This window comes from Chitinolyticbacter meiyuanensis, assembly GCF_008033135.1.
Classification (GTDB): Bacteria; Pseudomonadota; Gammaproteobacteria; order Burkholderiales; family Chitinibacteraceae; genus Chitinolyticbacter; species Chitinolyticbacter meiyuanensis.
In genome coordinates this window covers 2,871,163-2,893,617 of record NZ_CP041335.1, presented here as the reverse complement: position 1 = coordinate 2,893,617, position 22,455 = coordinate 2,871,163, and the positions used below count along the sequence as shown (strand labels likewise).

The 22,455-nt window shown below is 66.3% G+C and carries 22 protein-coding genes; 8 read left to right on the top strand and 14 right to left on the bottom strand.

The window, feature by feature from the left end; translation table 11 throughout:
• Positions 1-45: 45 nt before the first annotated feature.
• The 5 genes from FLM21_RS13735 to ssuE all read right to left on the bottom strand — a co-directional run bounded on the left by FLM21_RS13735 (position 46) and on the right by ssuE (position 3,645).
• Positions 46-363, bottom strand: a complete 318-nt coding sequence (locus FLM21_RS13735; RefSeq protein WP_148716109.1) for a DUF2325 domain-containing protein — start codon at positions 361-363, stop codon at positions 46-48.
• Positions 364-522: 159 nt separating this feature from the next.
• The gene (locus tag FLM21_RS13730; protein ID WP_148716108.1) at positions 523-1,572 is read right to left on the bottom strand and encodes an NADP(H)-dependent aldo-keto reductase; all 1,050 of its coding nucleotides are present in this window, start codon (positions 1,570-1,572) and stop codon (positions 523-525) included.
• Positions 1,573-1,663: 91 nt separating this feature from the next.
• Positions 1,664-2,749, bottom strand: coding sequence for a sigma-54 interaction domain-containing protein (locus FLM21_RS13725; RefSeq protein ID WP_148716107.1), 1,086 nt, complete (start codon positions 2,747-2,749; stop codon positions 1,664-1,666).
• Between the two features lie 66 nt (positions 2,750-2,815).
• Entirely contained in the window at positions 2,816-3,031 is a 216-nt protein-coding gene (locus FLM21_RS13720; RefSeq protein ID WP_148716106.1) for a TOBE domain-containing protein, read from the bottom strand.
• Between the two features lie 17 nt (positions 3,032-3,048).
• Positions 3,049-3,645, bottom strand: coding sequence for an NADPH-dependent FMN reductase (gene ssuE / locus FLM21_RS13715; protein ID WP_148716105.1), 597 nt, complete (start codon positions 3,643-3,645; stop codon positions 3,049-3,051).
• Positions 3,646-4,109: 464 nt separating this feature from the next.
• On the opposite strand from ssuE, the gene FLM21_RS13710 reads away from it, so the two are divergent.
• From FLM21_RS13710 to FLM21_RS13690, 5 genes are all read left to right on the top strand, one after another.
• Positions 4,110-4,910 (top strand): class I SAM-dependent methyltransferase, encoded by an 801-nt coding sequence (locus tag FLM21_RS13710; protein WP_148716104.1) that lies wholly within the window; start codon positions 4,110-4,112, stop codon positions 4,908-4,910.
• 31 nt (positions 4,911-4,941) lie between these two features.
• Complete coding sequence (locus FLM21_RS13705; RefSeq protein ID WP_148716103.1) at positions 4,942-6,561, top strand: FAD-dependent oxidoreductase; 1,620 nt, start codon at positions 4,942-4,944, stop codon at positions 6,559-6,561.
• Positions 6,558-6,878, top strand: coding sequence for a 4Fe-4S binding protein (locus tag FLM21_RS13700; protein WP_148716102.1), 321 nt, complete (start codon positions 6,558-6,560; stop codon positions 6,876-6,878). The genes FLM21_RS13705 and FLM21_RS13700 overlap by 4 nt, the downstream gene beginning before the upstream one ends.
• Positions 6,879-7,001: 123 nt before the next feature.
• Entirely contained in the window at positions 7,002-8,369 is a 1,368-nt protein-coding gene (gene chrA / locus FLM21_RS13695) for a chromate efflux transporter (protein WP_148716101.1), read from the top strand.
• A 253-nt stretch (positions 8,370-8,622) separates the two neighbouring features.
• Positions 8,623-10,227 carry a chitinase gene (locus FLM21_RS13690; protein ID WP_148716100.1) on the top strand — a complete coding sequence of 535 codons (1,605 nt, stop codon included), beginning with the start codon at positions 8,623-8,625 and terminating at the stop codon, positions 10,225-10,227.
• Positions 10,228-10,311: 84 nt separating this feature from the next.
• Here FLM21_RS13690 and FLM21_RS13685 read toward each other — a convergent pair whose 3' ends face one another.
• A complete protein-coding gene (locus tag FLM21_RS13685) occupies positions 10,312-11,106 on the bottom strand; it encodes a MipA/OmpV family protein (protein ID WP_148716099.1) in 795 nt (264 codons plus the stop codon).
• Between the two features lie 338 nt (positions 11,107-11,444).
• On the opposite strand from FLM21_RS13685, the gene FLM21_RS13680 reads away from it, so the two are divergent.
• The 3 genes from FLM21_RS13680 (at position 11,445) to FLM21_RS13670 (ending at position 15,836) form a co-directional block, all read left to right on the top strand.
• Positions 11,445-12,059 (top strand): DUF4136 domain-containing protein, encoded by a 615-nt coding sequence (locus FLM21_RS13680; RefSeq protein ID WP_222846699.1) that lies wholly within the window; start codon positions 11,445-11,447, stop codon positions 12,057-12,059.
• 103 nt (positions 12,060-12,162) lie between these two features.
• Positions 12,163-14,697, top strand: coding sequence for a hypothetical protein (locus FLM21_RS13675; RefSeq protein ID WP_148716098.1), 2,535 nt, complete (start codon positions 12,163-12,165; stop codon positions 14,695-14,697).
• A gap of 20 nt (positions 14,698-14,717) precedes the next feature.
• A complete protein-coding gene (locus FLM21_RS13670) occupies positions 14,718-15,836 on the top strand; it encodes a BamA/TamA family outer membrane protein (RefSeq protein WP_148716097.1) in 1,119 nt (372 codons plus the stop codon).
• A 58-nt stretch (positions 15,837-15,894) separates the two neighbouring features.
• Here the strand turns inward: FLM21_RS13670 and tauD are convergent, their stop codons facing one another.
• From tauD to FLM21_RS13630, 8 genes are all read right to left on the bottom strand, one after another.
• Positions 15,895-16,731, bottom strand: coding sequence for a taurine dioxygenase (tauD, locus tag FLM21_RS13665; protein WP_148716096.1), 837 nt, complete (start codon positions 16,729-16,731; stop codon positions 15,895-15,897).
• 15 nt (positions 16,732-16,746) lie between these two features.
• A complete protein-coding gene (gene tauC, locus FLM21_RS13660) occupies positions 16,747-17,589 on the bottom strand; it encodes a taurine ABC transporter permease TauC (RefSeq protein WP_148716095.1) in 843 nt (280 codons plus the stop codon).
• The gene (gene tauB / locus FLM21_RS13655) at positions 17,586-18,377 is read right to left on the bottom strand and encodes a taurine ABC transporter ATP-binding subunit (protein WP_148716094.1); all 792 of its coding nucleotides are present in this window, start codon (positions 18,375-18,377) and stop codon (positions 17,586-17,588) included. The genes tauC and tauB overlap by 4 nt, the downstream gene beginning before the upstream one ends.
• A gap of 65 nt (positions 18,378-18,442) precedes the next feature.
• Positions 18,443-19,429, bottom strand: a complete 987-nt coding sequence (tauA, locus tag FLM21_RS13650) for a taurine ABC transporter substrate-binding protein (protein WP_148716093.1) — start codon at positions 19,427-19,429, stop codon at positions 18,443-18,445.
• Between the two features lie 117 nt (positions 19,430-19,546).
• A complete protein-coding gene (locus FLM21_RS13645) occupies positions 19,547-19,837 on the bottom strand; it encodes a DUF971 domain-containing protein (protein WP_148716092.1) in 291 nt (96 codons plus the stop codon).
• On the bottom strand, positions 19,834-20,802 hold the full coding sequence (locus tag FLM21_RS13640) for a HEAT repeat domain-containing protein (protein WP_148716091.1): 969 nt from the start codon (positions 20,800-20,802) through the stop codon (positions 19,834-19,836). Before FLM21_RS13640 ends, FLM21_RS13645 begins: the two co-directional genes overlap by 4 nt.
• Positions 20,803-20,813: 11 nt before the next feature.
• The gene (locus FLM21_RS13635; RefSeq protein WP_148716090.1) at positions 20,814-21,671 is read right to left on the bottom strand and encodes an ABC transporter ATP-binding protein; all 858 of its coding nucleotides are present in this window, start codon (positions 21,669-21,671) and stop codon (positions 20,814-20,816) included.
• Entirely contained in the window at positions 21,668-22,453 is a 786-nt protein-coding gene (locus FLM21_RS13630; RefSeq protein WP_148716089.1) for an ABC transporter permease, read from the bottom strand. Before FLM21_RS13630 ends, FLM21_RS13635 begins: the two co-directional genes overlap by 4 nt.
• Positions 22,454-22,455: the final 2 nt, after the last annotated feature.

Sequence of the window (22,455 nt, the reverse complement as noted above, 5' to 3'; positions counted from 1 at the left end):
AAGTGGCAAGCATACGGCCCGCCGATCGGGCCGTGGCATCGACAGTCAGTGCAGCCGTTGCGGGCAGTCGGCGCAGCGTGGCGCACCGATGCGCTCCAGCGTCTGCGTCAGCGCGCACACCGAGCGGCGGCAGGCGATGAAGCGCACATTCTGTTTCTCGGCCGCATCACGGTAGTTGCGCATCACGTTGTGGCCGAGGAAATCGGTGAACAGGATGACGATATCCATGCCCTTGATGCCATGGGGCGTGCGTTGGTGCGACGGGTTGCGTCCGGTCACGTGGTGGCCGATCCGGATGCCGTATTCGGCCAGGACCTGCGGTATGTTGCCGAGGGTATCGGCGCCGACGATATAGGCTTGCATCGTGTGCTCCTGCCGGCTTGAGGCCGGGACAAGCTCACGATAACAAGCAAATAATATCGTTAAAAATAATATAAATTTGTTTTGTTATTTCTTTTTGGAATTTTAAGTTTGCAGCAAAAAGCCCTGCGGCAGCAGGGCTTTGCTTTGCCATGAATCGGCTCAGGGTGCCGGGTTCGGGTGGTTGAGGTGGATCGCGTCGAGCTCGGTCAGGATCTCTTCGCCCAGCTTCACGCCGACGCTGTCGATGTTTTCCTTGAGCTGGTCGAGGTTGGTTGCGCCGATCAGGTTGCTGGCGGTGAACGGACGGCTGTTGACGAAGGCCAGTGCCAGTTGTGCCGGCGACAGGCCGTGCTTTCTTGCGAGATCGACATAGGCGCGCACGGCGGCCTCCGCCTGCGGCTTGGAATAGCGCACGAAGCGGTCGAACAGCGCCAGGCGCGAGCCGGCCGGACGGGCGCCGTCCAGGTATTTGCCGGTGAGCACACCGAAGGCCAGCGGCGAATAGGCCAGTAGCCCGATCTCTTCTCGGTGGCTGAATTCGGATAGCCCGATCTCGTAGGTGCGGTTCAGCAGGCTGTACGGGTTCTGGATCGACACGATGCGCGGCAGGCCCTGCGTTTCTGCGGCCTTCACGAACTGCGACAGACCCCACGGCGTTTCGTTGGAGACGCCGATGTGGCGCACCTTGCCGGCCTTGACGAAGTCGGCCAGCACCGACAGCGTTTCCTCGATCGCCACCGTCTCCTCGTGCTCGATCCACGGGTAGCCCAGGCGGCCGAAGGTGTTGGTGCTGCGGTCCGGCCAGTGCAATTGATAGAGGTCGACGTAATCGGTCTGCAGGCGGGTAAGGCTGTCGTGCAGCGCCTGGGTCAGGTTCTTGCGGTCATGCTTGGCTTCGCCACCCCGCAGATAGCGCGGCTGGTGCGGCTGGCGCTGCGGGCCGGCCGCCTTGGTGGCGATCACCACGTCGTCGCGGCGGCCGCGCTTGGCGAGCCAGGTGCCGATGTATTGCTCGGTGCGGCCCTGTGTTTCGGCTGTCGGCGGCACCGGGTACATCTCGGCGGTGTCGATCAGGTTGATGCCGCGCGAGACGGCGTAGTCGAGCTGCGCGTGCGCTTCGGCTTCGCTGTTCTGCTCGCCCCAGGTCATGGTGCCAAGGCCGATCAGGCTCACTTCCAGATCGGTCCGGCCTAGCTTGCGGTATTCCATGTTCGTCCTCGTGGTATGGATAAAGCCGGCCCGGCGCTCGACCACGGCCTTTCGGTGCGAAGGGCGTGGAGGGTGCGCCGGGGCCGACGTGTCACTTGGCTGCCTGGGCCAGCTCCTGGTCCGGCAGCAGCTCGTAGCGCTTGAGCAGGGTGCGCATCACATTGCGCGTCACCCCCAGGAGTTCGGCACTGCGCACTTGGTTGTAGCGGGTGTGCTGGTAAGCCGAGCGCACGATCAGCTCCTCAAGATCGTTGAAGAGCTGCTCGCCCGGCTGCGCGAACAGCTGGCGCAATTGTTGTTCGATGATGGCAAGCGGCGATTTGCCGGCATCGCTGCCGTCGCGGTGGAAGGCCACCGTCTCGCCGGTGAAGCGCAGGTGTTCGGGGCGGATCTCCTTGCCCGAGGACACCAGCAGCGCGAAATGGATCACGTTCTCCAGCTCGCGGATATTGCCCGGCCAGCCGTAGCGTTTCAGCGCCTCGGCGCTGGAATCGCTGATGTCGGGAATGGCGAGGCCGAGTTTCTGCGCATAGATGCCGAGGAAGTACTCGGCGAGCGGCAGGATGTCGCCCTGGCGCTGCCGCAGCGGCGGAATGGTGATGGCGACCACGTTCAGCCGGTAATAGAGATCCTGGCGGAAATGGCCGGCCTGCACCGCCTGCGCCAGGTCGACGTTGGTCGCGGCAACAAGGCGCACATCGATGGGCGTAGGCTTGCGTGCGCCGACACGCACCACCTCGCGCTCCTGCAGAACGCGCAGCAGCTTCACCTGCAGCGCCAGTGGCAGATCGCCGATCTCGTCGAGGAACAGCGTGCCGCCGTTGGCCGCCTCGAACCAGCCGGTACGGCTGCCGACGGCGCCGGTGTAGGCGCCGGCTTCGTGGCCGAACAGTTCGGCCTCGGCCAGGTTCTCGCTGATCGCGCCGCAGTTCACTGCCACGAAGGGACCGCGCCGACCGCTGATGTGATGCACATGGCGCGCCACTAGCTCCTTGCCGGTGCCGGTTTCGCCATGGATCAGCACTGGCGCTTCGGAGGGTGCCACGCGCTCCACGTCGGCCAGCACGCGGCGCGACTGCGGATCGGCGAACACCAGCGCCTTGGCGCGGATGGAAAGCGGGCTGTTCTTCTCCGAATCGGGAAAGGTCAGCAAGGGGGGGGAACTCGTCTCGGGCATGGGGGAAGCTCCGTCCGGAATGGGAAAACCCGGACGGCGTGGCCGTCCGGTCAATGGCCTGACGGTTTACAACGTGGCAATCGACACCTCGGTCGATTTGACGAAGGCGATGACCTCGCTGCCGGGCTTGAGATTCAGCTCCTTCACCGAGCGGGTGGTGATCACCGAGGTGACGATGCCGGCCGGGGTCGAGACATCGACTTCCGACAATACCGGGCCTTCGATGATTTCCTTGATTGTGCCGCGGAACTGGTTGCGTACATTGATGGACTTGATGCTCATGGTCGTGCTCCTGGTGGTTAGATGCTGATGCGTGCCGCGGCCACGCGGCGCGGCAATTCTTCGGGATGCAGTTGTACGCTGCCTGGGTTGGGCAGGTGGGCGACCAGGCGACCGATCGCCTGATGCAGCCGGGTATCGATGTCTTCTGCGAGCTGGTAGCTGCCATCGTCCTGCGCGGTGAAGTCGCGATCGGTGGCATACACGCCACCGACGATATGGCGCGCCTTCAGTGCGGACAGCACCGGCTGCAGCGCGTAATCGACGGCCAGCAGGTGGCTGGGGCTGCCGCCCGTAGCCAGGGCCAACGCGGCCTTCTGCTCCAGTGCGCGCTCGGGCAGGAGATCGAGCACCGCCTTGAGCGAGCCGGCGTAGGCGGCCTTGTAGACCGGGGTCGCGACGACGAAACCGTCAGCTTCGGCCACCGTTTCGGTGAAGCGCTTGATGGCCGGGCTGTCCCAGCGGGCATAGATCAGGTCGTCGCTGGGAAAGTCGCCCAGTGCAAACCACTGCAGCTCGACGCCGTAGCTGGCCAGCAGGGCACCGGCGCGCTGCAGCAGGGTGGTGGAACGGGAACGCTGGCCGGGGCTGCCGGCCAGCAAAACAACACGGGTCATGAGGGGAAGGGTCCTCGTCAAAGCATGGGAGGAAATATAAATCTGGTTTGATATTACTTTTAATACTTTATGATTCACCGCTTATAACCACGGCCCGCTATTGAGGCCTGGTGATGCGAATCTGACAGTGCGGCTTCCACCACTTGGGTGGGGGAATGATTTAGCAAGAAGCGGACCAGCGCATGCAGGCGCTGTAGCGCCGGGCTGTGGCGCTCGCAAGGCATGCTGAGCGTATTGCAAGTGGTTGATTTTGATCAGGACTGCTGGATTCGGTGCAGTTGATGCCGTGGTCCGGCAGCTGCGCCAAACGCAGCAGCGTGCACGTGGCACTGCTGCGCCGGCAGCAAGCGTGTCACCAGGCTTTTTCCTGGCTTGGCTGCGCATCCAAGCGCGGCGCGGGTTTGGACCCCATGGCACGGCTTGTGCTCGACCATCGGCATTCCACCCGCCATTGCGGAGGCAACATGTCCGGCCCCAGTCTTGCGCTCGATACCCCCGAACTTGCGCGGCATTACGAAGCCATCAGCCAGGAGCGCCAGTTCAAGGCCGGGCTGGAGTTGCTGGCGGCCCTGCGGCTGCGGCCCGGCGAGCACCTGCTCGATATCGGTTGCGGCACCGGCCTTCTGGCCGCGCGTGCCGCGGATACCGTCGGGCCCGGTGGCGCGGTGATTGCCATCGACCCGCTCGCCACCCGCATCGAGCTCGCCCAGCGCCGCAGCCGGCCCAACCTCACCTTCGCGGTAGGCAATGCCTATGCGCTACAGGCGTTCGAGCCGGCGTCGTTCGATGTGGTCTACCTCAATGCGGTGTTCCACTGGCTGGACGACAAGCCAGCGGCGCTGGCGCAGATCCATCGCGTGTTGCGCCCCGGCGGCCGCATCGGCATCGCCACTGGCTCGCGCGAGCATCCCGGCGTGCTGCAACGCGTGCGTGAGGAAGTGCTGACACGGCCCGAATATGCCGCCTACCCGCTGCGGGGGGCGGCCCAGCGCATCTGCGCGGCCGAATTGAGCGCCTTGCTGGCCCAGGCCGGCTACGCCGCGGCGCGCATCGACATCCAGCCCAACGACCAGATCCATGACGACGCCGAGGCGGCCATCGCCTTTGCCCAGGCCAGCTCGTTCGGCAACTTTCTCGGCCATCTGCCCGAACCGCTGCGCGCCCGTGCTCGCGACCAGATCCGCGTGGCGCTGGATCGGCAGCGGCAGGGGGGCGTGATTGCCCAGGAAGGCGCCCGTTTGTTTGCGATTGCCCTGCGGGCCTGACTGGCCTTCCATCCAAACCAAGGAGAACCCCATGACGACAAGCGCCGCGCGCCCTGATGTGCGCACCTTGCAGACCGATGTGCTGGTGATCGGCGGTGGTCCGGCCGGTTGTTGGGCTGCTTGGCGCGCCGCCGCATCCGGTGCCCGCGTGGTGCTGGCGGACAAGGGCTATGTCGGCACTTCGGGCGCAACGGCACCGTCGGGCACCGGCGTCTGGTACGTGCCGCCGGAAGCCGAGGCGCGCGAGGCCGCGCTCGCCAGCCGCGAGACCCTGGGGGGCCATCTTGCTGATCGCGAATGGGGTGAGCGCGTGCTCGACCAGACCTATGCCAACCTCGAGCAGGTGGCGCAATGGGGTTATCCGTTTCCGGTCGACGATGCGGGCCGCCAGCGGCGTACCTCGCTGCAGGGGCCGGAATACATGAAGCTGATGCGCAAGGTAGTGAAGCAGGCAAGCGTGAAGATCCTCGACCAAAGCCCGGCGCTGCAGCTGCTGCTCGACGACGAAGGCGCGGTGGTCGGTGCCGAAGGCGCGAGCCGGCAGGGCGACGCGGCCTGGCAGGTGCGTGCCGGCGCGGTTGTGTTGGCCACCGGCGGCTGCGCTTTTCTCTCCAATGCACTCGGCTGCAATGTGCTCACCGGTGATGGTTACTTGATGGCGGCAGAGGGCGGCGCAGAGCTGTCGGGCATGGAGTTCTCCAATGCCTATGGGCTCTCGCTCGCGTTCTCGTCGGTGACCAAGTCCGCGTTCTATCGCTGGGCTACCTTCCGCTATGGGGATGGCAGCGTGATCGAAGGCGCCGGCTCCAAGCAGGGGCGCAGCATCATCGCCCACCATCTGGAGGCGGGTACCCAGGTCTACGCGTTGCTTGATCTGGCGAACGAAGACGACCGCCGCTATGCGCGCAGCGCCCAGCCTAATTTCTTCCTGTCGTTCGACCGGGTCGGCATTGATCCCTTCACCCAGCAGTTCCCGGTCACGCTGCGGCTGGAAGGCACGGTACGCGGCACCGGCGGGCTGCGCCTCATCGATGCCGGTTGCGCTACCACGGTGCGTGGGCTCTATGCCGCCGGCGACGCGGCCACGCGCGAGCTGATCTGCGGCGGCTTCACTGGCGGTGGCAGCCACAACGCGGCCTGGGCCACCTCGTCCGGCTATTGGGCGGGAGAAGCAGCGGCCCGGTTCGCATTGGGCGAGGGCGCCGGGGCGTATGCGCGCTCCGCCATCGCTGCGGGCGGCGCCACTCAGTCCGGCGGCCGCGTGCTGGATGCACGGGAGCTGGTGCGCGCCGTGCAGCACGAGGTGCAGCCGTATTCCAAGAACCTGTTCCGCAGCGGCGCGGGGCTGGAGCGCTCGCTGACGCAGCTGGATGGCTACTGGCGCAGCCTGCGCCAGAGTGCGCCTTCCATCGATCCCATTGCGCGACAGCAGGAGCGCGAAGCGGCCGCCATGCTGGCCACTGCGCGCTGGATGTACCGCAGTGCACTGGCCCGCCCCGAGACGCGCGGCATGCACAAGCGGCTGGACCACACGGCGCAGGATCCGGCGCAGCAGCACTACATCCACAGTGGCGGCCTCGACCATGTATGGACGCGCAGCCATCGCGAACCATGGCACGTGGCGCCGCAAGCAGCGGAGGTAGCGGCATGATCGAGCTCGTCAGCGCCGAGCGCTGCATCAATTGCGATCTGTGCGTGCAAATCTGCCCGACCAATGTGTTCGACGTCGTGCCCGGCGACAACCCAGTGATCGCGCGCCAGCACGATTGCCAGACCTGCTTCATGTGCGAGGCCTATTGCCCGGTCGACGCGCTCTATGTGGCGCCGTTTGCCGAGCGTGTGATCAACGTGAGCGAACACGAACTGGAGCGCGATGCATTGCTGGGCAGTTACCGCCGTGCCATCGGCTGGAGCCCCGGCGCCCGCGCTGCGCCGGACCAGAGCTTCCGGCTGCTGCGGGGCGGCTGAGCGACACTGTCGAAACGGAGAAGCTGGGCACGTTTCATGGTTCTGTCATGCGGAGGTCCGCGTTTGACGCTATCGTGCGCGGCAACACCCTCGCTGGCCAGTACGCCCGCAACCTGGCCCTCCATGACAATGAACGCTCCCGAATCGCACCCACCCCTCGATACCCGGCCTGCCGCAGTTGGCTTCTGGCAGGCCTTCCTGTTCTGGCTGAAGCTCGGTTTCATCAGCTTTGGCGGGCCGGCGGGGCAGATCGCCATCATGCACCAGGAGCTGGTGGAGCGTCGGCGCTGGATCTCGGAGCGCCGTTTCCTGCACGCGCTCAACTACTGCATGGTGCTGCCCGGGCCAGAGGCGCAGCAGCTGGCCACCTATATCGGCTGGCTGATGCATCGCGGCTGGGGCGGCATCGTGGCAGGTGCCTTGTTTGTGCTGCCCTCGCTGTTCATCCTGATCGCGCTGTCGTGGGTGTATATCGCCTTCGGCAATGTGCCGCTGGTGGCGGGGCTGTTCTACGGTATCAAGCCGGCCGTGACCGCCATCGTGCTGCAGGCTGCGCATCGTATCGGCGGCCGCACGCTGAAGAACAAGGCGCTCTGGGCCGTTGCGGCGGCATCCTTCATCGCGATCTTCGTGCTCAATGTGCCGTTCCCGCTGATCGTGCTGGGTGCGGCCGCCATCGGGTACGTGGGCGGGCGGATCGCACCGGTGCATTTCCAGGCTGGTGGCGCTCACGGCAAGGCAGGCCAGGCCTGTGGCCCGGCCTTGATCGACGACGACACGCCTGCCCCGGCGCATGCGCGTTTTCGCTGGGCAGCGCTGGCACGCGTGCTGGCGGTGGGCGCGCTGCTCTGGGCACTGCCGATGGCACTGCTCAGTGCCACATTCGGCTGGCAGCACAGCTACACGCAGATGGGCTGGTTCTTCACCAAGGCGGCGCTGCTGACCTTTGGTGGCGCCTATGCCGTGCTGCCTTATGTGTATCAAGGGGCCGTCACGCATTATGGCTGGCTGACCCCGACGCAGATGATCGATGGCCTGGCGCTGGGCGAGACCACGCCGGGGCCGCTGATCATGGTGGTGGCCTTCGTCGGCTTCGTCGGTGGCTATGTCGGCGCCCATTTCGGTCCTGACCTTGCGTTTGTCGGCGGAGCGCTGGCGGCCGTGCTCGTTACCTGGTTCACCTTCCTGCCATCCTTCGTCTTCATCCTGGCGGGTGGGCCGCTGATCGAATCGACGCACGACGAGGTGAAGCTCACGGCGCCGCTGACGGCCATCACTGCGGCAGTGGTCGGGGTGATCGTCAACCTGGCGTTGTTCTTCGGCTACCACGTGCTGTGGCCGCAGGGCTTTGCCGGCAGGTTCGACTGGGCTGCGGCGCTGATCGCGCTGGCGGCTGCGGTGGCCCTGTTCCGCTACAAGCGCAATGTGATCCACGTGATCGCCGCCTGCGCGCTGGTTGGCCTGCTGCTGCGGTGGATGCAACTCGCCTGACACTGGCCGCAGCTGCCACTCATAGGCTGGTTGGCTCGTTTGTTTCTGTGCAAGTCGTTGAAAAAAAAGTATTTGTTATCGGGTTTGCTTCCGTTCGTGCGCCGGGGCACGAACGGTACTTTCGCCTGCTTTCAGGCGGTGCAATAGTGGCCCACGCCTTGCCGCCGAGATGTTTTGCGGCAGGCGCAAGGACGCGGCCCGTGCGACAGAGGCCGCGCAACATTCACTCGATTGAGCAGTAGGAGGAGATGAAATGGCATTCACCCGATCGGTCCTGCGCCGCGGCAACGCTGCGCTGGCCATCCTGAGCCTGCTTGCCGCCGTATGGGCACCTGCGGCGCTGGCCGCCGTGGCCTGGCAGGAAGGCAATACCTACACTGCTGGCAGCGTGGTCAGCTACAACGGCCACGATTACCAAGCGTTGGTTACCCATACCGCCTATGCCGGCGCGAACTGGAACCCGGCTGCAACTCCCACGCTGTGGAAGGATCTGGGTGTGACCAGCGGTGGCACGCCAACGCCGTCGCCGGCCACCCCGACCCCGCCAGGAGCCACACCTACGCCGGTATCGGCCACGCCGACCCCGGTCGTGGCTACCCCGACGCCGGGCCCGACCACCTGCTACGCCGTCTGGGGCAGCAGCACCGTCTACACCGGTGGCCAGCGCGTGACCTACAACGGCGTGAACTACGAAGCCAAGTGGTGGACGCAGGGCGACAATCCGGCGCAATCCGGTGACTGGGGCGTGTGGAAGAACATCGGCAACTGCGGCGGCGGTTCGCCCACCCCGAGCCCGACGCCCAAGCCGCCGACACCGACCCCAATCAGCCCGACCCCGACCGGCCCGACGCCCACGCCGACCCCGGTATCGCCGACGCCGGTCACCCCGCCACCGAGCGGCAACCTGCCCAAGCACCTGTTGGTGGGCTACTGGCACAACTTCCAGAACCCGTCCGGCCCCACCTTCCCGATCAGCCAGGTATCGGATGACTGGGACGTGATCGTGCTGTCCTTTGGCGAGAACGCCGGGGGTGGCACGGTGGCCTTCCACCTCGATCCGGCGGCCGGCAGCGAATCGCAGTTCATCGCCGACATCGCCGCCAAGCGGGCCAAGGGCAAGAAGGTGATCCTGTCGCTGGGTGGCCAGGATGGCTCGGTCACGCTCAACAACGATTCGGACGTGACCAACTTCGTCAACAGCCTCTACGGCATCATGACCAAGTACGGTCTCGACGGCATCGATCTCGATCTGGAAAGCGGCAGTGGCGTGAGCCAGGGCGCGCCGATCCAGGCCAACCTCGTGAAGGCGGTGAAGCAGCTCAAGGCCAAGGTCGGCAGCAACTTCTATCTATCGATGGCACCGGAGCACCCGTATGTGCAGGGTGGCTACGTCTCCTACGGCAGCATCTGGGGAGCCTATCTGCCTATCATCGACGGCCTGCGCGACGATCTGTCGGTGATCCATGTCCAGTACTACAACAACGGCGGCTTCACCTATACCGATGGCCGCGTGCTGAACGAGGGCACGGTGGACGCGCTGGTCGGTGGCTCGCTGATGCTGATCGAGGGCTTCAAGGTCAACTATGGCAATGGCTGGGAGTTCAAGGGCCTGCGCCCGGACCAGGTGGCGTTCGGCGTGCCGAGCGGCAGCCAGTCGGCCGGTCGTGGCTTCGTCACCGCGGCCGCGGTGAAGAACGCGCTCACCTGCCTGACTCAACTCGCGGGTTGCGACACGGTGAAGCCGAAGCAGGCCTATCCGAGCTATCGCGGCGTGATGACCTGGTCGATCAACTGGGACAAGCACGATGGCTACAACTTCTCGGTACCGGCCCGTTCGGCGCTGAACGCCTTGCCTTGATCCACCAGCAGGCAGAAAACCGGCGTGGGAGACCACGCCGGTTTTTCTTTTGATCGCTGCGCAAGCCTGGTTCTCGGGGCGCGCTCAGCGCCAGGCGTAACCCAAGCCCACGCCATAGGTCCACTGGTCACGATCACCCCGCTCGGTGACGATGGGGCTGGCGCCGGCATCGCCGGACAACCGCTGCAGGAAGGCCATGGCGCCGCCGTACCAGGACGGCGTGAGCTGCACGATCATCCCAAGCCAGCCATACCATTGCTGCAAGCCGCCGCCGGGTGTGTAGCCGGGCAGGCCGCTGGCGGCGGCATCGGCGTCGGTCACGCCGTAGTAGGTGCGGTTGAAGTCGGCGCTGACCCAGCTTGCGCCGAGCCCGCCGCCGACCATCACCCGTGGGCTGACTGGCAGCCACAGCGTGCCGGTGGCGGTGGCGCGGGCACCGCCGTAGACCACGCCGGCGTTGGTGAGTACCGCCACGCCGGCTCGCGCACGCCAGGGATAGCCGTCACGGTTGAGATATTCGTAGCCGACAAAGCCGCCGGCCTCCAGCGTGGTATCGATCTCGTGGATGCGCGCCACCACCTCGTCATCCACGTTCTCACGCCCCAAGCGCAGCGAGAGCGCGGGCCCCCATTGCCAGCCTTGGAGCTGGCCCAGGTTGTACTGGGCATAGGGGCCGTACAATTCCAGCAGGTGGCCGTCGGCCGTCACGTAGCGCAGGCCAGGTACCACACCGACCATCGTGTCGTTGCTGCCCGAGTAGTCCGAAGTCATGCCGACGCCGATGCCCGCGAGGTTGGGCAGGCTGCCGGGCAGATCAAGCGGCTGCGCAAGCAAAGGCGCGGAGAGCAGCAATGACAACCGGGGCAGGGCACGCAGCATGGCAGCTTCCTTGTCAGGGTTTGGCGTCAGATCTTTGCAAATATCAACTCATTCCGGCTTGCGCAATCTATGCATCCAGGATGGGACGATACTTGGTTTTTTAATAAGCAGCTGCCTATATTGGCCGGTATCGACCAGCCGCTTTGCCTGCGCAACCGCGCCGGTAGCGCTACGCGAAGACGACACCGATCTTCAGCATGCCGCACGATCCCGTTTCCAGCGCACATCCAATATCCCGCTCAGCCTGGCTCGCACCATCGCTGCGCATCGCAAGCGTGCAACGGGCTTCGCGTGGCAGCGTCCCGGATGCGCCGGCCGGCTTCTCAGGAGTCCATTCCATGTTCCGCCTCCCAATGCGCTTTCGCATGCTCTCAATGCTGGCCGCGATGCTGCTTCTTGCCGGCTGCGCCAGTACCCGGGTGACCAACCATTGGCGTGATCCGCAGTTTGCCGGACCACCGCCGCAGCGCGTGCTGGTGGTCGGCATCAGCGAGAGCGAAAGTGGCCGTCGCGTGTTCGAGGACAGCTTCGTCAATACCCTGCTGGCGGCGGGCACCCCGGCGCGGGCCAGCTATCCGCAGCTGCCGCAAACAGGGGCGATTCCCAAGGCACAACTGGTGGAAGCGATCCGGGCCAGCCAATCGCAGGCCGTGCTGGTGACGCGACTGCTGAAGACCGAGCGCCAGGTCGACGTCATCCCCGGGGCGCCGATGCCGGTGATGGGCGGCTTCTACGGCTGGTACGGCTCGGCCTGGGCGACCATGCCGCCGACGATTACCCAGTACGACGTCGTCACGCTGGAAACGACGCTCTGGGATGTAAAGGCCGAGAAGGCGATCTGGTCCGGACAAAGCGAAGGCTTTGCGCCGACCGACATCGCCAAGTTCTCGACCGGCCTTGCCCAGCAGCTGATCAAACAGATGCAGCAGGATGGCGTGCTGGCCAGCCAGTGATATGCCGTTTTCGTAGCAGTCAAGCGCGCGCTGCCTGTTGCCCAGGCTGCGATCTGATGCCGAATCCACCTGATGCGTGCCACGCCCTTGCAAGGACCACAGCATGAATACCCCCAGCCACCTTCGCGTCACCCTGCTTTGCGCCGCGCTGTGCTGCGGCCTGCCGGCAGCGGTGGTGTCGTCGCTGGTATTGGCAGCCGAGCAGGCTGCCGAAGCATCGGCGTCCGCCCATCCCTGGCCGCGCACTTTCACCATCGAAGGTCAGCAGCTCACGCTGCACCAGCCGCAGCTGGAGAGCTGGCAGGGCAATGTGCTCAAGGGCCGGCTGGCCGTGGCCGTAAAGACCGGCACGGTGAAGGACGACGCCGGCAAGGCGCATGACCAGCTGGTCTACGGCGTGCTGTGGTTTTCGGCCCGCAGCGAAACCGACAAGGCGGCCCGCGAGGTGGATCTCAAGGGCGTGACGGCGGACCGGGTAAGCTTTCCCACCGCCAAGGGTAGCGAGGCGCGCTACCTCGGCCTGATCCGCAAGATGCTGCCGGTGAGCACGCTGACGGTGGACCTCGACCAGCTGGAATCGGCGCTGGCCATCACGCAGAACACGCAGCAGCAGGCGGCGCAAGCGGTGAACAACACGCCGCCGCAGGTGTTGTTCTCGTTCGGCCCGGGCCTCTTGGTGCTGGTGGATGGCAAGCCGGTGTACAAGCCTGCCGGCGTGGCCGGTGTCGAGCGGGTAATCAACACCCGCTCGCTGTTGCTGCGCAGTGGCGGCAAACATTACCTGCGCTTTGCCGGCCGCTGGGCCGAGGCGGGCGCGCTGTCCGGCCCGTGGGCGCTGGCTGCCGATGTGCCCGCCGCACTCAACGAGGCGATGCAGCAGGCGGTGGCGGCGCATCTCGTGGACGTGCTCGACAAGCCAGCCGAGCCGTTGAAACAGGCGCTGGCAGCAGGCAAGGCGCCGGCCATCTTCGTCAGCGACGGCCCGGCCGAACTGATCGAGATCAACGGTGAGCCGCAGTTCGAGCCGCTCGCCGGCACACAGCTGAGCTATGTGGCCAACACGGGGGCTGATGTGTTCGTCGACCATGCCGACAACGACAACTGGTTCGTGCTGCTGTCCGGGCGCTGGTTCAGCGCCGCGTCGACCAAGGGGCCGTGGCGCCATGTCGAGGGCGGCAAGCTGCCGGCCGATTTCCTCAAGATCGCCAGCGACAGCCCCAAGGCCGCTGTGCTTGCCTCGATTCCGGGCACGCCGGAAGCACGTGAATCGCTGATTGCCAATGCAATCCCGCAGACGGCCACCGTACGCAAATCGCAGGCACACCTGAGTGTGAGTTACGATGGATCGCCGCAGTTCTCGCCGATCTCCGGCACCACGCTCGCCTATGCGGTCAATACCGCCGTGCCGGTGATCCGGCTCAGCAATACCGCCTACTACGCGGTGCAGAACGGCGTATGGTTCACCGCGCGCACGGCAACGGGGCCTTGGTCGGTGGCGATCAACGTGCCGGCCGTGATCTACACCATCCCCGCCACCTCGCCGGTGCATTACGTGACTTATGTCTACGTGTACGGCAGCAATGGTGACGAGGTCTACGTCGGCTACACCCCCGGCTATTACGGCACCGTGGTCAGCAACGGCGTGGTGGTGTACGGCACCGGCTATGTCTGCAATGCCTGGATCGGCGACGTATGGTACAGCTGCCCGGCCACCTATGGCTACGGTGTGGCCTTCGGCTGGGATGCCTGGGCCGGCTGGAGTTTCGGCTTTGCCTGGGGCATGGCGTGGGGTGCGGCCTGGTATGGTCCGTGGTGGGGTCCGTGGTACGGCCCCGGCTACTGGCCGGGCTACTGGGGCGGCGGCGTGGCGGTGACCAATGTCTACGGTCGCTGGGGCAATGTGGCCGCCAGCGGCGTGCGCGCGGCCTGGGCCGATCCGTGGAGCGGCAACTATGGTACCGGCGTGCGTGGTTCCTTCCACAACGATGCCACTGGCGGTCGTGGCTGGGGCTACGCTGGCTGGAACAGCAATGCCTACACCGGCACCACCACGGCGGCTGCGGGTGGCGTGCGCTACAACCCGGAAACGGGCCGCGTGGTTGGCGGCCATGGTGCTGCGGCCGGCAATGCCGATACCGGCAATGCGGCAGCCGCGGGTTCACGCGCCCAGGTGAATACCGAGACTGGCCGCGTCAGCCATGAATCCGGTGGCATGGTCCATACCGATGAAGGCACTACCGCAGGCGGGCGCTTCTCCACCAGTGGCAAGGCGGGCGATGCCACCGGCGCGGGCTATGTCCACCGCGATGCCGACACCGGCCAGATCAGCCACGGCGGTGTGATCCGCACCGACGATCACGTGTATGCCGGCAAGGATGGCAACGTCTACCAGTACACGCCCGGCCAGGGTTGGGAGCAGAAGACGCTGGGCGGCGCCACCCGTGACGTGGCACCAGCGTCCAGCGGGCTCGATACCGACCGGCTGGCGCGCGAGCGCGGTGCGGATCGCATCAACAACCGCAGTGTCCAGCCCAACCCGACCATCACCCGGCCCAACTTCGAGAACCACCAATTCAACCGCGGCAACTTCTCGCCGCGTTTCAGCGGGCGCATGGGTGGCGGCCGCTTCCGCCGTTGAGTTCACGCACCGAGGCCCGAATGCGCATCCGTTTCCCCACGTTGCTGTTGTCCGCGCTGTTGTTCGCCAGCCCGCTGGCGAACGCGGAAATCTCGTTCCGCGATAGCGAGGATGGCGGCTTTGACATGAGCGACTACCTGCTCAACCACAAGGGCTTCCTGCCGGTGCCGGTGGTGATCACGGAGCCCGCCATCGGTTACGGCGGTGGCGCCATGCTGCTGTTCTTCTCCGAATCGATGGCCGAGGCTGGCGAAAAGGCCAAGGAAACCGGCGTGATGCAACCACCCAACATCACCGGCGTGGGCGGCGCGGCCACCGACAACGGCACCTGGGGCGGTGGCATCTTCCACTTCCATACCTGGGGCGGCGATCGCTACCGCTACCTCGGCGCGCTCGGCAAGGTGAACCTGGAGACCGACTACTACGGCCTGTCCAGCCGGCCGCGCTCCTACCAGCTCAACGGTGTGGCGCTGGTGCAGCAGCTCCTGGTGCGGATCGGCGACAGCCACTGGTTTGCCGGCCCGCGTTATACCTATCTCGACGCCGAGACCAAGTTCACCGGCGAGCTTGCCACCGAGCTCGGCTTCCTCGATACCGACCGCCAGATCGGTAAAGCTGGCCTCGTGGTCGATTACGACAGCCGCGACAACATGTTCTTTCCCAGTCGCGGTGCCTATGCCGAGCTCGAGGCACAGATTGCGCGCGACTGGCTCGGCAGCTCGCAGGAGTTCGAGACCTATGCCGCGCGGGCCTACACCTGGATTCCGCTGGCCAAGGAATGGAACCTGGGGCTACGCATCGACGGCCGTGCCACCGAGGGGGACGTGCCGTTCTATGCCCAACCCTTCGTCTCGCTACGCGGGCTGTCCAAGGGGCGTTACCAGGATCAGTACGCGCTCACGGGCGAGGTGGAGGGGCGCTGGACCTTTACGCCGCGCTGGTCGGTGCTGGCCTTTGGCGGTATGGGCAAGGCCTGGGGGCGCTGGAAGGATCTTGGCGAGGCCGACGACGCCTGGGGTGCCGGGCTGGGCTTCCGTTACCTCATTGCGCGCAAGCTCGGCATCGCGGCCGGCATTGATGTCGCCAAGAGCGAGGACGACAACGCGTTCTACTTCCAGGTAGGCAGCGCCTGGCGCTGAGCGTTTGCATCCATGGCACAAGGCCCGCTGATGCGGGCCTTGTCGTTTTCCGGCGTGTTCAGAACGGCGCGTCGCCCAGGATGGTGGCGCGGTGCATCACGCGGCGGGCGGGCAGGTAGTCGGCGACTGCGTAGTGCTGGGTCACGCGGTTGTCCCAGAATGCCACGTCGTTCACCTGCCAGCGCCAGCGGACAGTGAATTCGGGGCGGGCGACGTGGGCATAGAGGAAGGCGAGTAGCGCTTCCGATTCGCGCGGCGGCAGCTCGTTGATGCGCAGCGTGAAGCCTTCGTTGACGAACAGTGCCTTGCGCCCGGTCACCGGGTGGGTGCGGATCACCGGGTGCGACAGCGGCGGATGCCTGGCACGTGTCGCTTCCCACTGCGCGCGGCCCGCTTCCGAGATCGCATGGCGGCTGGCGGGAAAGGACTTGGCGAAGTCGTGCGTCGCCGTCAGGCCGTCGAGCAGTGCCTGCAAGCGCGGCGAGAGCGCATCGAAGGCGGCGGTGCCGCTGGACCAGAGCGTGTCGCCGCCGGTGGGGGGCAGTGTTTTGGCGGCGAGCACTGCGCCCAGCGGTGGCGTGGTGATGAAGGTGACGTCGGTATGCCAGTTGTCGTTGTCCGGCAGGTTATCGGCATGGGTATCCAGCACCAGGATCTGCGGCGTGTCCGGCACGTTCGGGTAGATCGGGTGGATATGCAGGTCGCCGAACTGGCGGGCGAAATCGCGCTGCTGCGTCGGCGTTACCGGCTGGTTGCGAAAGAACAGCACCTGGTGACGCAACAGTGCATCGTTCAGCGCGTCGCGGTTGGCATCGGATAGTGGCTCGGAGAGTTGCACGCCGTCGACGACGGCACCGATGGCGGGGCTGAGCGGGGTGATATCGAGTACGGACATGGATGTTCCTGAAAATCAGTGGGCCTGGCCGTGCCAGGGGGTAAGCCTGCGCTGCAGCGCGCGCAGCCCGAGCTCCAGCGCAAAGGCGATCACCGCGATCACGATGATGCCGAGCACCACCACGTCGGTGACGAGGAACTGCGCGGCCGACTGCACCATGAAGCCCAGGCCGCGGGTGGCGGCGACGAGCTCGGCGGCCACCAGCGTGGACCAGCCGGTACCCAGGCCGATGCGCACGCCGGTCAGGATGTCCGGCAGGGCGGATGGCAGGATCACGTGGCGGATCAGCTGCCAGCGGCTGGCGCCCAGCGACTGCGCAGCGCGCAGGCGGGCCTTGTCCACGCCGCGTACGCCGCTGGCGGTGGCGATGGCGATCGGCGCGAAGATGGCGAGATAGATCAGCAGCACCTTGGAGAGCTCGCCGATGCCGAACCAGATCACGATCAGCGGCAGGTAGGCGAGCGGCGGAATGGGGCGGTAGAACTCGATCAGCGGATCGAGTACGCCGCGCGCGGTGCGCGACAGCCCGATGGCGATGCCGATCGGCACGGCAAACAGCACGGCCGCAATCAGCGCGCTGACGATGCGAAAGGCGCTGGCGCCCAGGTGCTGCCACAAGGTGGCGTCCATATAGCCTTGCGTGGCGGTCTGCCACAGCTTGGCCAGTACCGCCTGCGGCGGTGGCAGAAACAGCGGCGCGACCAGGCCCGATGCGGCAGTGGCCCACCACAGCGCCAGCACCGTGGCGAGCGTGGCAAGGCTGATACGCAACGTGCCGCTGCGCTGCGGCGTGACCGGTTGCGGGTGTTCCGCGACCGGGAATTCATGTTCGCCCAAGGCGAGTTCGGCGGCGTTCATGCGGGGGCGCCCTCCAGGCTGTGACGATGGGCGAAGACCCGGGCGAGCACGTGTTCGCGAACGGCGATGAATTCAGGATCGGATTTCACGCTGCGCACCGGCTCGCCCGCGGCGTGGCGGCGGCCGAAATCGAGTGACAGCCGCTCGACGATGCGTCCCGGGCCGGGCGACATCAGCACCAGCTCGGTGGCAAGGAACACCGCTTCCTCGATGTCGTGCGTGATCAGGAACACGCGCTTGCCGGTTTCGCGCCAGATACGCAGCAGCAGCGCCTGCATCTGCTCGCGGATGAAGGCGTCGAGCGCGCCGAATGGCTCGTCCATCAACAAGAGCTGCGGATCGGCTGCCAGCGCGCGGGCAAGACCCACCCGCTGGCGCATGCCGCCAGAAAGTTGCCAGATGCGGCGCTCGGTGTGCTGGGCAAGGTCGACCTGCTGCAGCACCTGGCGCGCACGCGCTTCGCGTTCGCGTTGCGGCACGCCTTGCAGGCGCAGGCCAAAGGCCACGTTGTCGATCACGTTGAGCCAGGGCAGCAGCGCGTCGTCCTGGAATACCACACCGCGCTCGGCGCCGGGGCCTGTCACGGGCTTGCCGTCGAGCGTGATCTGGCCGCGACTGGGCGCGACGAAGCCGGCGATCAGGTTGAGCAGTGTGGTCTTGCCGCAGCCGGATGGACCCAGCGCGACCACCAGGTTTTCCGCTCCGACGGTCAGCGACACATCGGACAGCGCCGCAGTGGCTGCGCCGGGGTAGTGCACCGATACGCGATCGACGATCAGCGAGGACATGGTCTGCTCCTGCAAACGACAAAACCCGCTGCACCGGCAGGCGGTGCAGCGGTGAATGTGATGCCTTACTTCAGCGCCGCCTTGGCGTAGCGATTGCTCACGTATTCGGCGTAGCTCGGGTGTACTGCGTCGACCTTGCCCTGCTCCTTGAGGAAGGCCGAGGTATTGGCCAGCGCCTGCTCGGTGGACTTGGCGAGCAGCTGGGCCTGTTCGCTGGCCACCGGGTAGCGGTTGCCTTCCAGCAGGCTCGCCACTTCCTCGGGCTTGGAGCCGGTGATGCGGGCAATCTTCTCCACGTTGCCGGCGTTGCTGGCAAAGGCCTTGGGATTGGCGGCGTAGTCGGCATAGGCCTTGAGGGTGACGCGGGCGAACTGCTCGACGAACGCGGGGTTCTTCTCGGCGAAATCCTTGCGCACGATCCAGGCATCGAAGGTCGGCGCGCCCCACTTGGCGACGTCGGTCGAGCTGGTCAGCACCTTGCCGTTTTCCTTGGCGCGACCGAGGGCCGGATCCCACACATAGGCGGCGTCGATGTCGCCACGCTGCCAGGCTGCGGCGATCTCGGACGGACGCAGGTTGATGATCTGTACCTTGGACGGTGCGATCTTCCAGTGTTTGAGCGCGGCCAGCAGGCTGTAGTGCGTGGTCGAGACGAAGGGCACGGCGATCTTCTTGCCGGCGAGATCGGCCGGTTTGTTGATGCCGGTACCGTTGCGCACCACCAGCGCCTCGGCTGAACCGATCTGCGCGGCGATCAAGAAGGTCTGTACCGGCAGCGAGCGGCTGGCCGCCGCCGCCAAGGGGCTGGAGCCCACGTAGCCGATCTGCACATCCCCCGATGCGACGGCGGTGATCACCTCGGCGCCGCTTTCGAACTTGCGCCAGTTGATCTTGCTGGCGGTGGCCTTCTCGTAGGCGCCGTCGGCCTGCGCCACCTTGGCTGGCTCGACCGTGGTCTGGTAGGCGACGGTGACGTCATCGGCCTGCGCGGTCAGGGCGCCGGTCAGTGCCAGCGCCGGTAGCCAACGCGTGAAGGTATGCAAGGTGCTCATCGTATTGTTCTCCCATGTGGACTTGCCGCGATATGTGGCAAGGCGATGAGCAAATCTAACCGGTCGATGATTTGTTAAAAAGGAATATTAAATGATTTCAAAATAACAAATTTGAATTTAAGACGAGGGATGCTGGGCGGCTGCAAGCTGCTGTAGATAGGCCCAGGGATAGATGCCACGCTCGTGGCCATCGGCAAAGCGCAATTGCAGCGCGTAATGCCCCAGCGGCGCCAGCCCGGCCAGCATGGTTGCGGCGGGAATCGGCACGGCCTGGCCGCGCAGCGCGGCGGCACGGCAATCGGCGCAGCGGCAGGCGGCGCGCAGCGCCTGGGCGGAGAGCGTGGTGCTGCCGCCGGGCCAGACCAGAGTCAGCGCCTGCGGCGTGAGGCCAACCTCGATTGGCGTCATGCGGCGGCCAGCCGGCTGATGGCCAGGCGCGCCGCCTTGCGCACTTCCGGATCGGGATCGTCGGCGGCCACGTCGAGCGCGGCCTGGGCCGTAGGATCGCCGATCTCGCCGAGCGCGATGGCTGCTTCCTTGCGCAGGTTGCCGGCCGGGTGGGCGAGGCTAGCGATCAGTGCGGGCAGCGCGGCTGCGTCGCCAAGCAGGCCGAGCGCGCGCGCCGCCTTGATCCGTACCTGCCAGATATCGTGTTCCAGCGTGCCGATCAGCTGTATTACCGCACCGGCCAGCCGCAGCTTGCCCAGCGTGGTGGCCGCTTCCTCGCGCACCTGCCACTCCGCATCGCCCAGCGCGGCGAGCAGCGCGGGCGCCACCTGAGCATCAGCAGCGAAGCCGAGCGCACCAGTGGCGGCACGGCGTACTTCGGCATCGGCATCGCTCTGCGCCAGTTCGGCGAGCGCGGGCAGCGCCTCGGCCACCTTCAACCAGCCGAGCACGCCGACCGCCTCGCGGCGCACGCCGGGATGGGCGTGGAACAGCGACGCCTGCGCCGGCGTTTGCGCGGCTGGCAGCCGCAGCTCGCGCAGTGCTCGCAGCGCGGCGGCACGGGCATAGGCATCGGTGTGTTCCGCCCAGGCCAGCAGTGGTGTGCCGGCTGCCGGCGACTTGAGCTCGGACAGGCTCTGCGCGGCGGCGTCGCGTACGCCGGCGTCTTCGTCGAGCAGCCGTTCGGCCAGCGCGTGCGCTACGTAGACCTCGTCCCAGCCGGCCAGCAGTTGCGCCGCTTCGGCGCGCACGCGGGCATCGGCATCATTGAGGCCGGCGATCAAGAGCGGCAGGTGTGCTGGATCGCCCTCGTCGGCGAGCTCGATCAGCGCGATGCGCCGGGTGGCCGCGTCGATCGCGGCGAGACGCGGTGCCAGCGTGGCGAGGTCGGAATCGCCCAAGAGGGCGGTGTAGGTGTCGGTCATGGCGGGTCCGGTCAGATGGCAAATTGCAGCGTGCGCACGTCCGGGCCGCCCAGCGGCGTCAGCCGGGGCAGCGGCGGCACGGGTGCCTCGTGGTGCAGCAGCGCCAGGCAATGGCGCTTGAGCGCAATGAAGTCGGCGCTGGTCGACAGCGTCGCATCGCGCGGGCGGGCGAACGGCAGCCGCAGATCCTCGACGATGCGGCCCGGGCGCGGGCTCATTACCAGGATGCGATCGGCGAGGAACAGCGCCTCGTCGATATCGTGGGTGACGAACACCACGGTGGTGCGAAAGCGCGCCCAGACGTCGAGCAGCAGTTGCTGCATCTTCAGCCGGGTGAGCGCATCGAGCGCGCCGAACGGTTCATCCATCAGCAGTACGCGCGGTTGGCCAATCAGCACCCGGGCGATTTCCACCCGCTGCTGCATGCCGCCGGAAAGCTGCGACGGATAACGCTGCTCGAAACCGGCGAGCCCCACCAGCGCCAGCAGCTCCTGTGCGGCGGCGTGGCGTTCGGCGCGCTTGAGTCCGCGCATCTTGAGGCCAAAGGCCACGTTGTCGATCACGCGGCGCCACGGGAACAGCGTGTGGTGCTGGAATACCAAGCCCCGTTCGGGCGAGGGCCCGATGATGCTGGCGCCATCGACATGCAGCACGCCGGAGGCGGGCGCCAGGTGGCCGGCCAGTGCGCCGAGTAGCGTCGACTTGCCGCAGCCCGATGGCCCGAGCAGGCAGACGAACTCACCCGGCGCGATGTCGAGCGTGATGTCCTCGACGGTGGTGAAGGCATCGTTGCCGTGGCCGACGCGGATGACCACCTGGTCGAGCGCGATACGGCCTGCGGTGGTGGCGCGTGGCAGCGGGGCGTTCATCGCGTTGCTCCCTGCCAGGGCATGGCCAGCCGGCCAAGCGCGCGGATCAGCGCGCTGCTGCCCATGCCCAGCACGCCGATCAGCAGCATGCCGACCACGATGTTGGCGTAGTTCTGCAAGGTGTAGCTCTCCCAGGTGTAGTAGCCGATGCCGAACTGCCCCGAGATCATCTCGGCGGTGACAAGGCAAAACCAGCAGGTACCCATGCCGATGGCAAGGCCGGTGACGATGGCGGGTGCGGCGCCCGGCACGACCACTTCGGTGAACACGCGCCAGCGCCGTGCGCCCAGGCTGCGCGCCGAGGCGATGAGGCGCGCGTCGACCCCCTCCACGCCGTGGATGGTGGCAAGCAGGATGGGAAACAGCGCGCCGACAAAGGTGATGAACATCATCGAGGCCTCGGACGACGGAAACAGCAGCACCGACAGCGGAATCCACGCCACCGCCGGGATCGGTCGCAATACTTCCAGCGGTGGCAGCAGCGTGCCGCGTGCCCAGCCGAAGCGGCCGATGGCAAGGCCGAGCGCGATGCCGGCAATCGCTGCTGCGGCGAAACCCGCGAACACCCGGTAGAGGCTGTGCCCCAGGTGGAACAGCAGCTTGGGCGATTGCACCAGCTCCTGCCCGGCCTCCCAGACTTCGCGCGGCGACGGCGCGTTTGCAAAGGTGACGAGGCCCAGGTGCGGCTTGTAGGTGGCCAACAGGTGCCACAGCAGCACGCTGGCGAGCAGCGATGCGGCGGGCAGCACCCAAGAGGCAGGGTTCACGCGGAATGCATGCATCG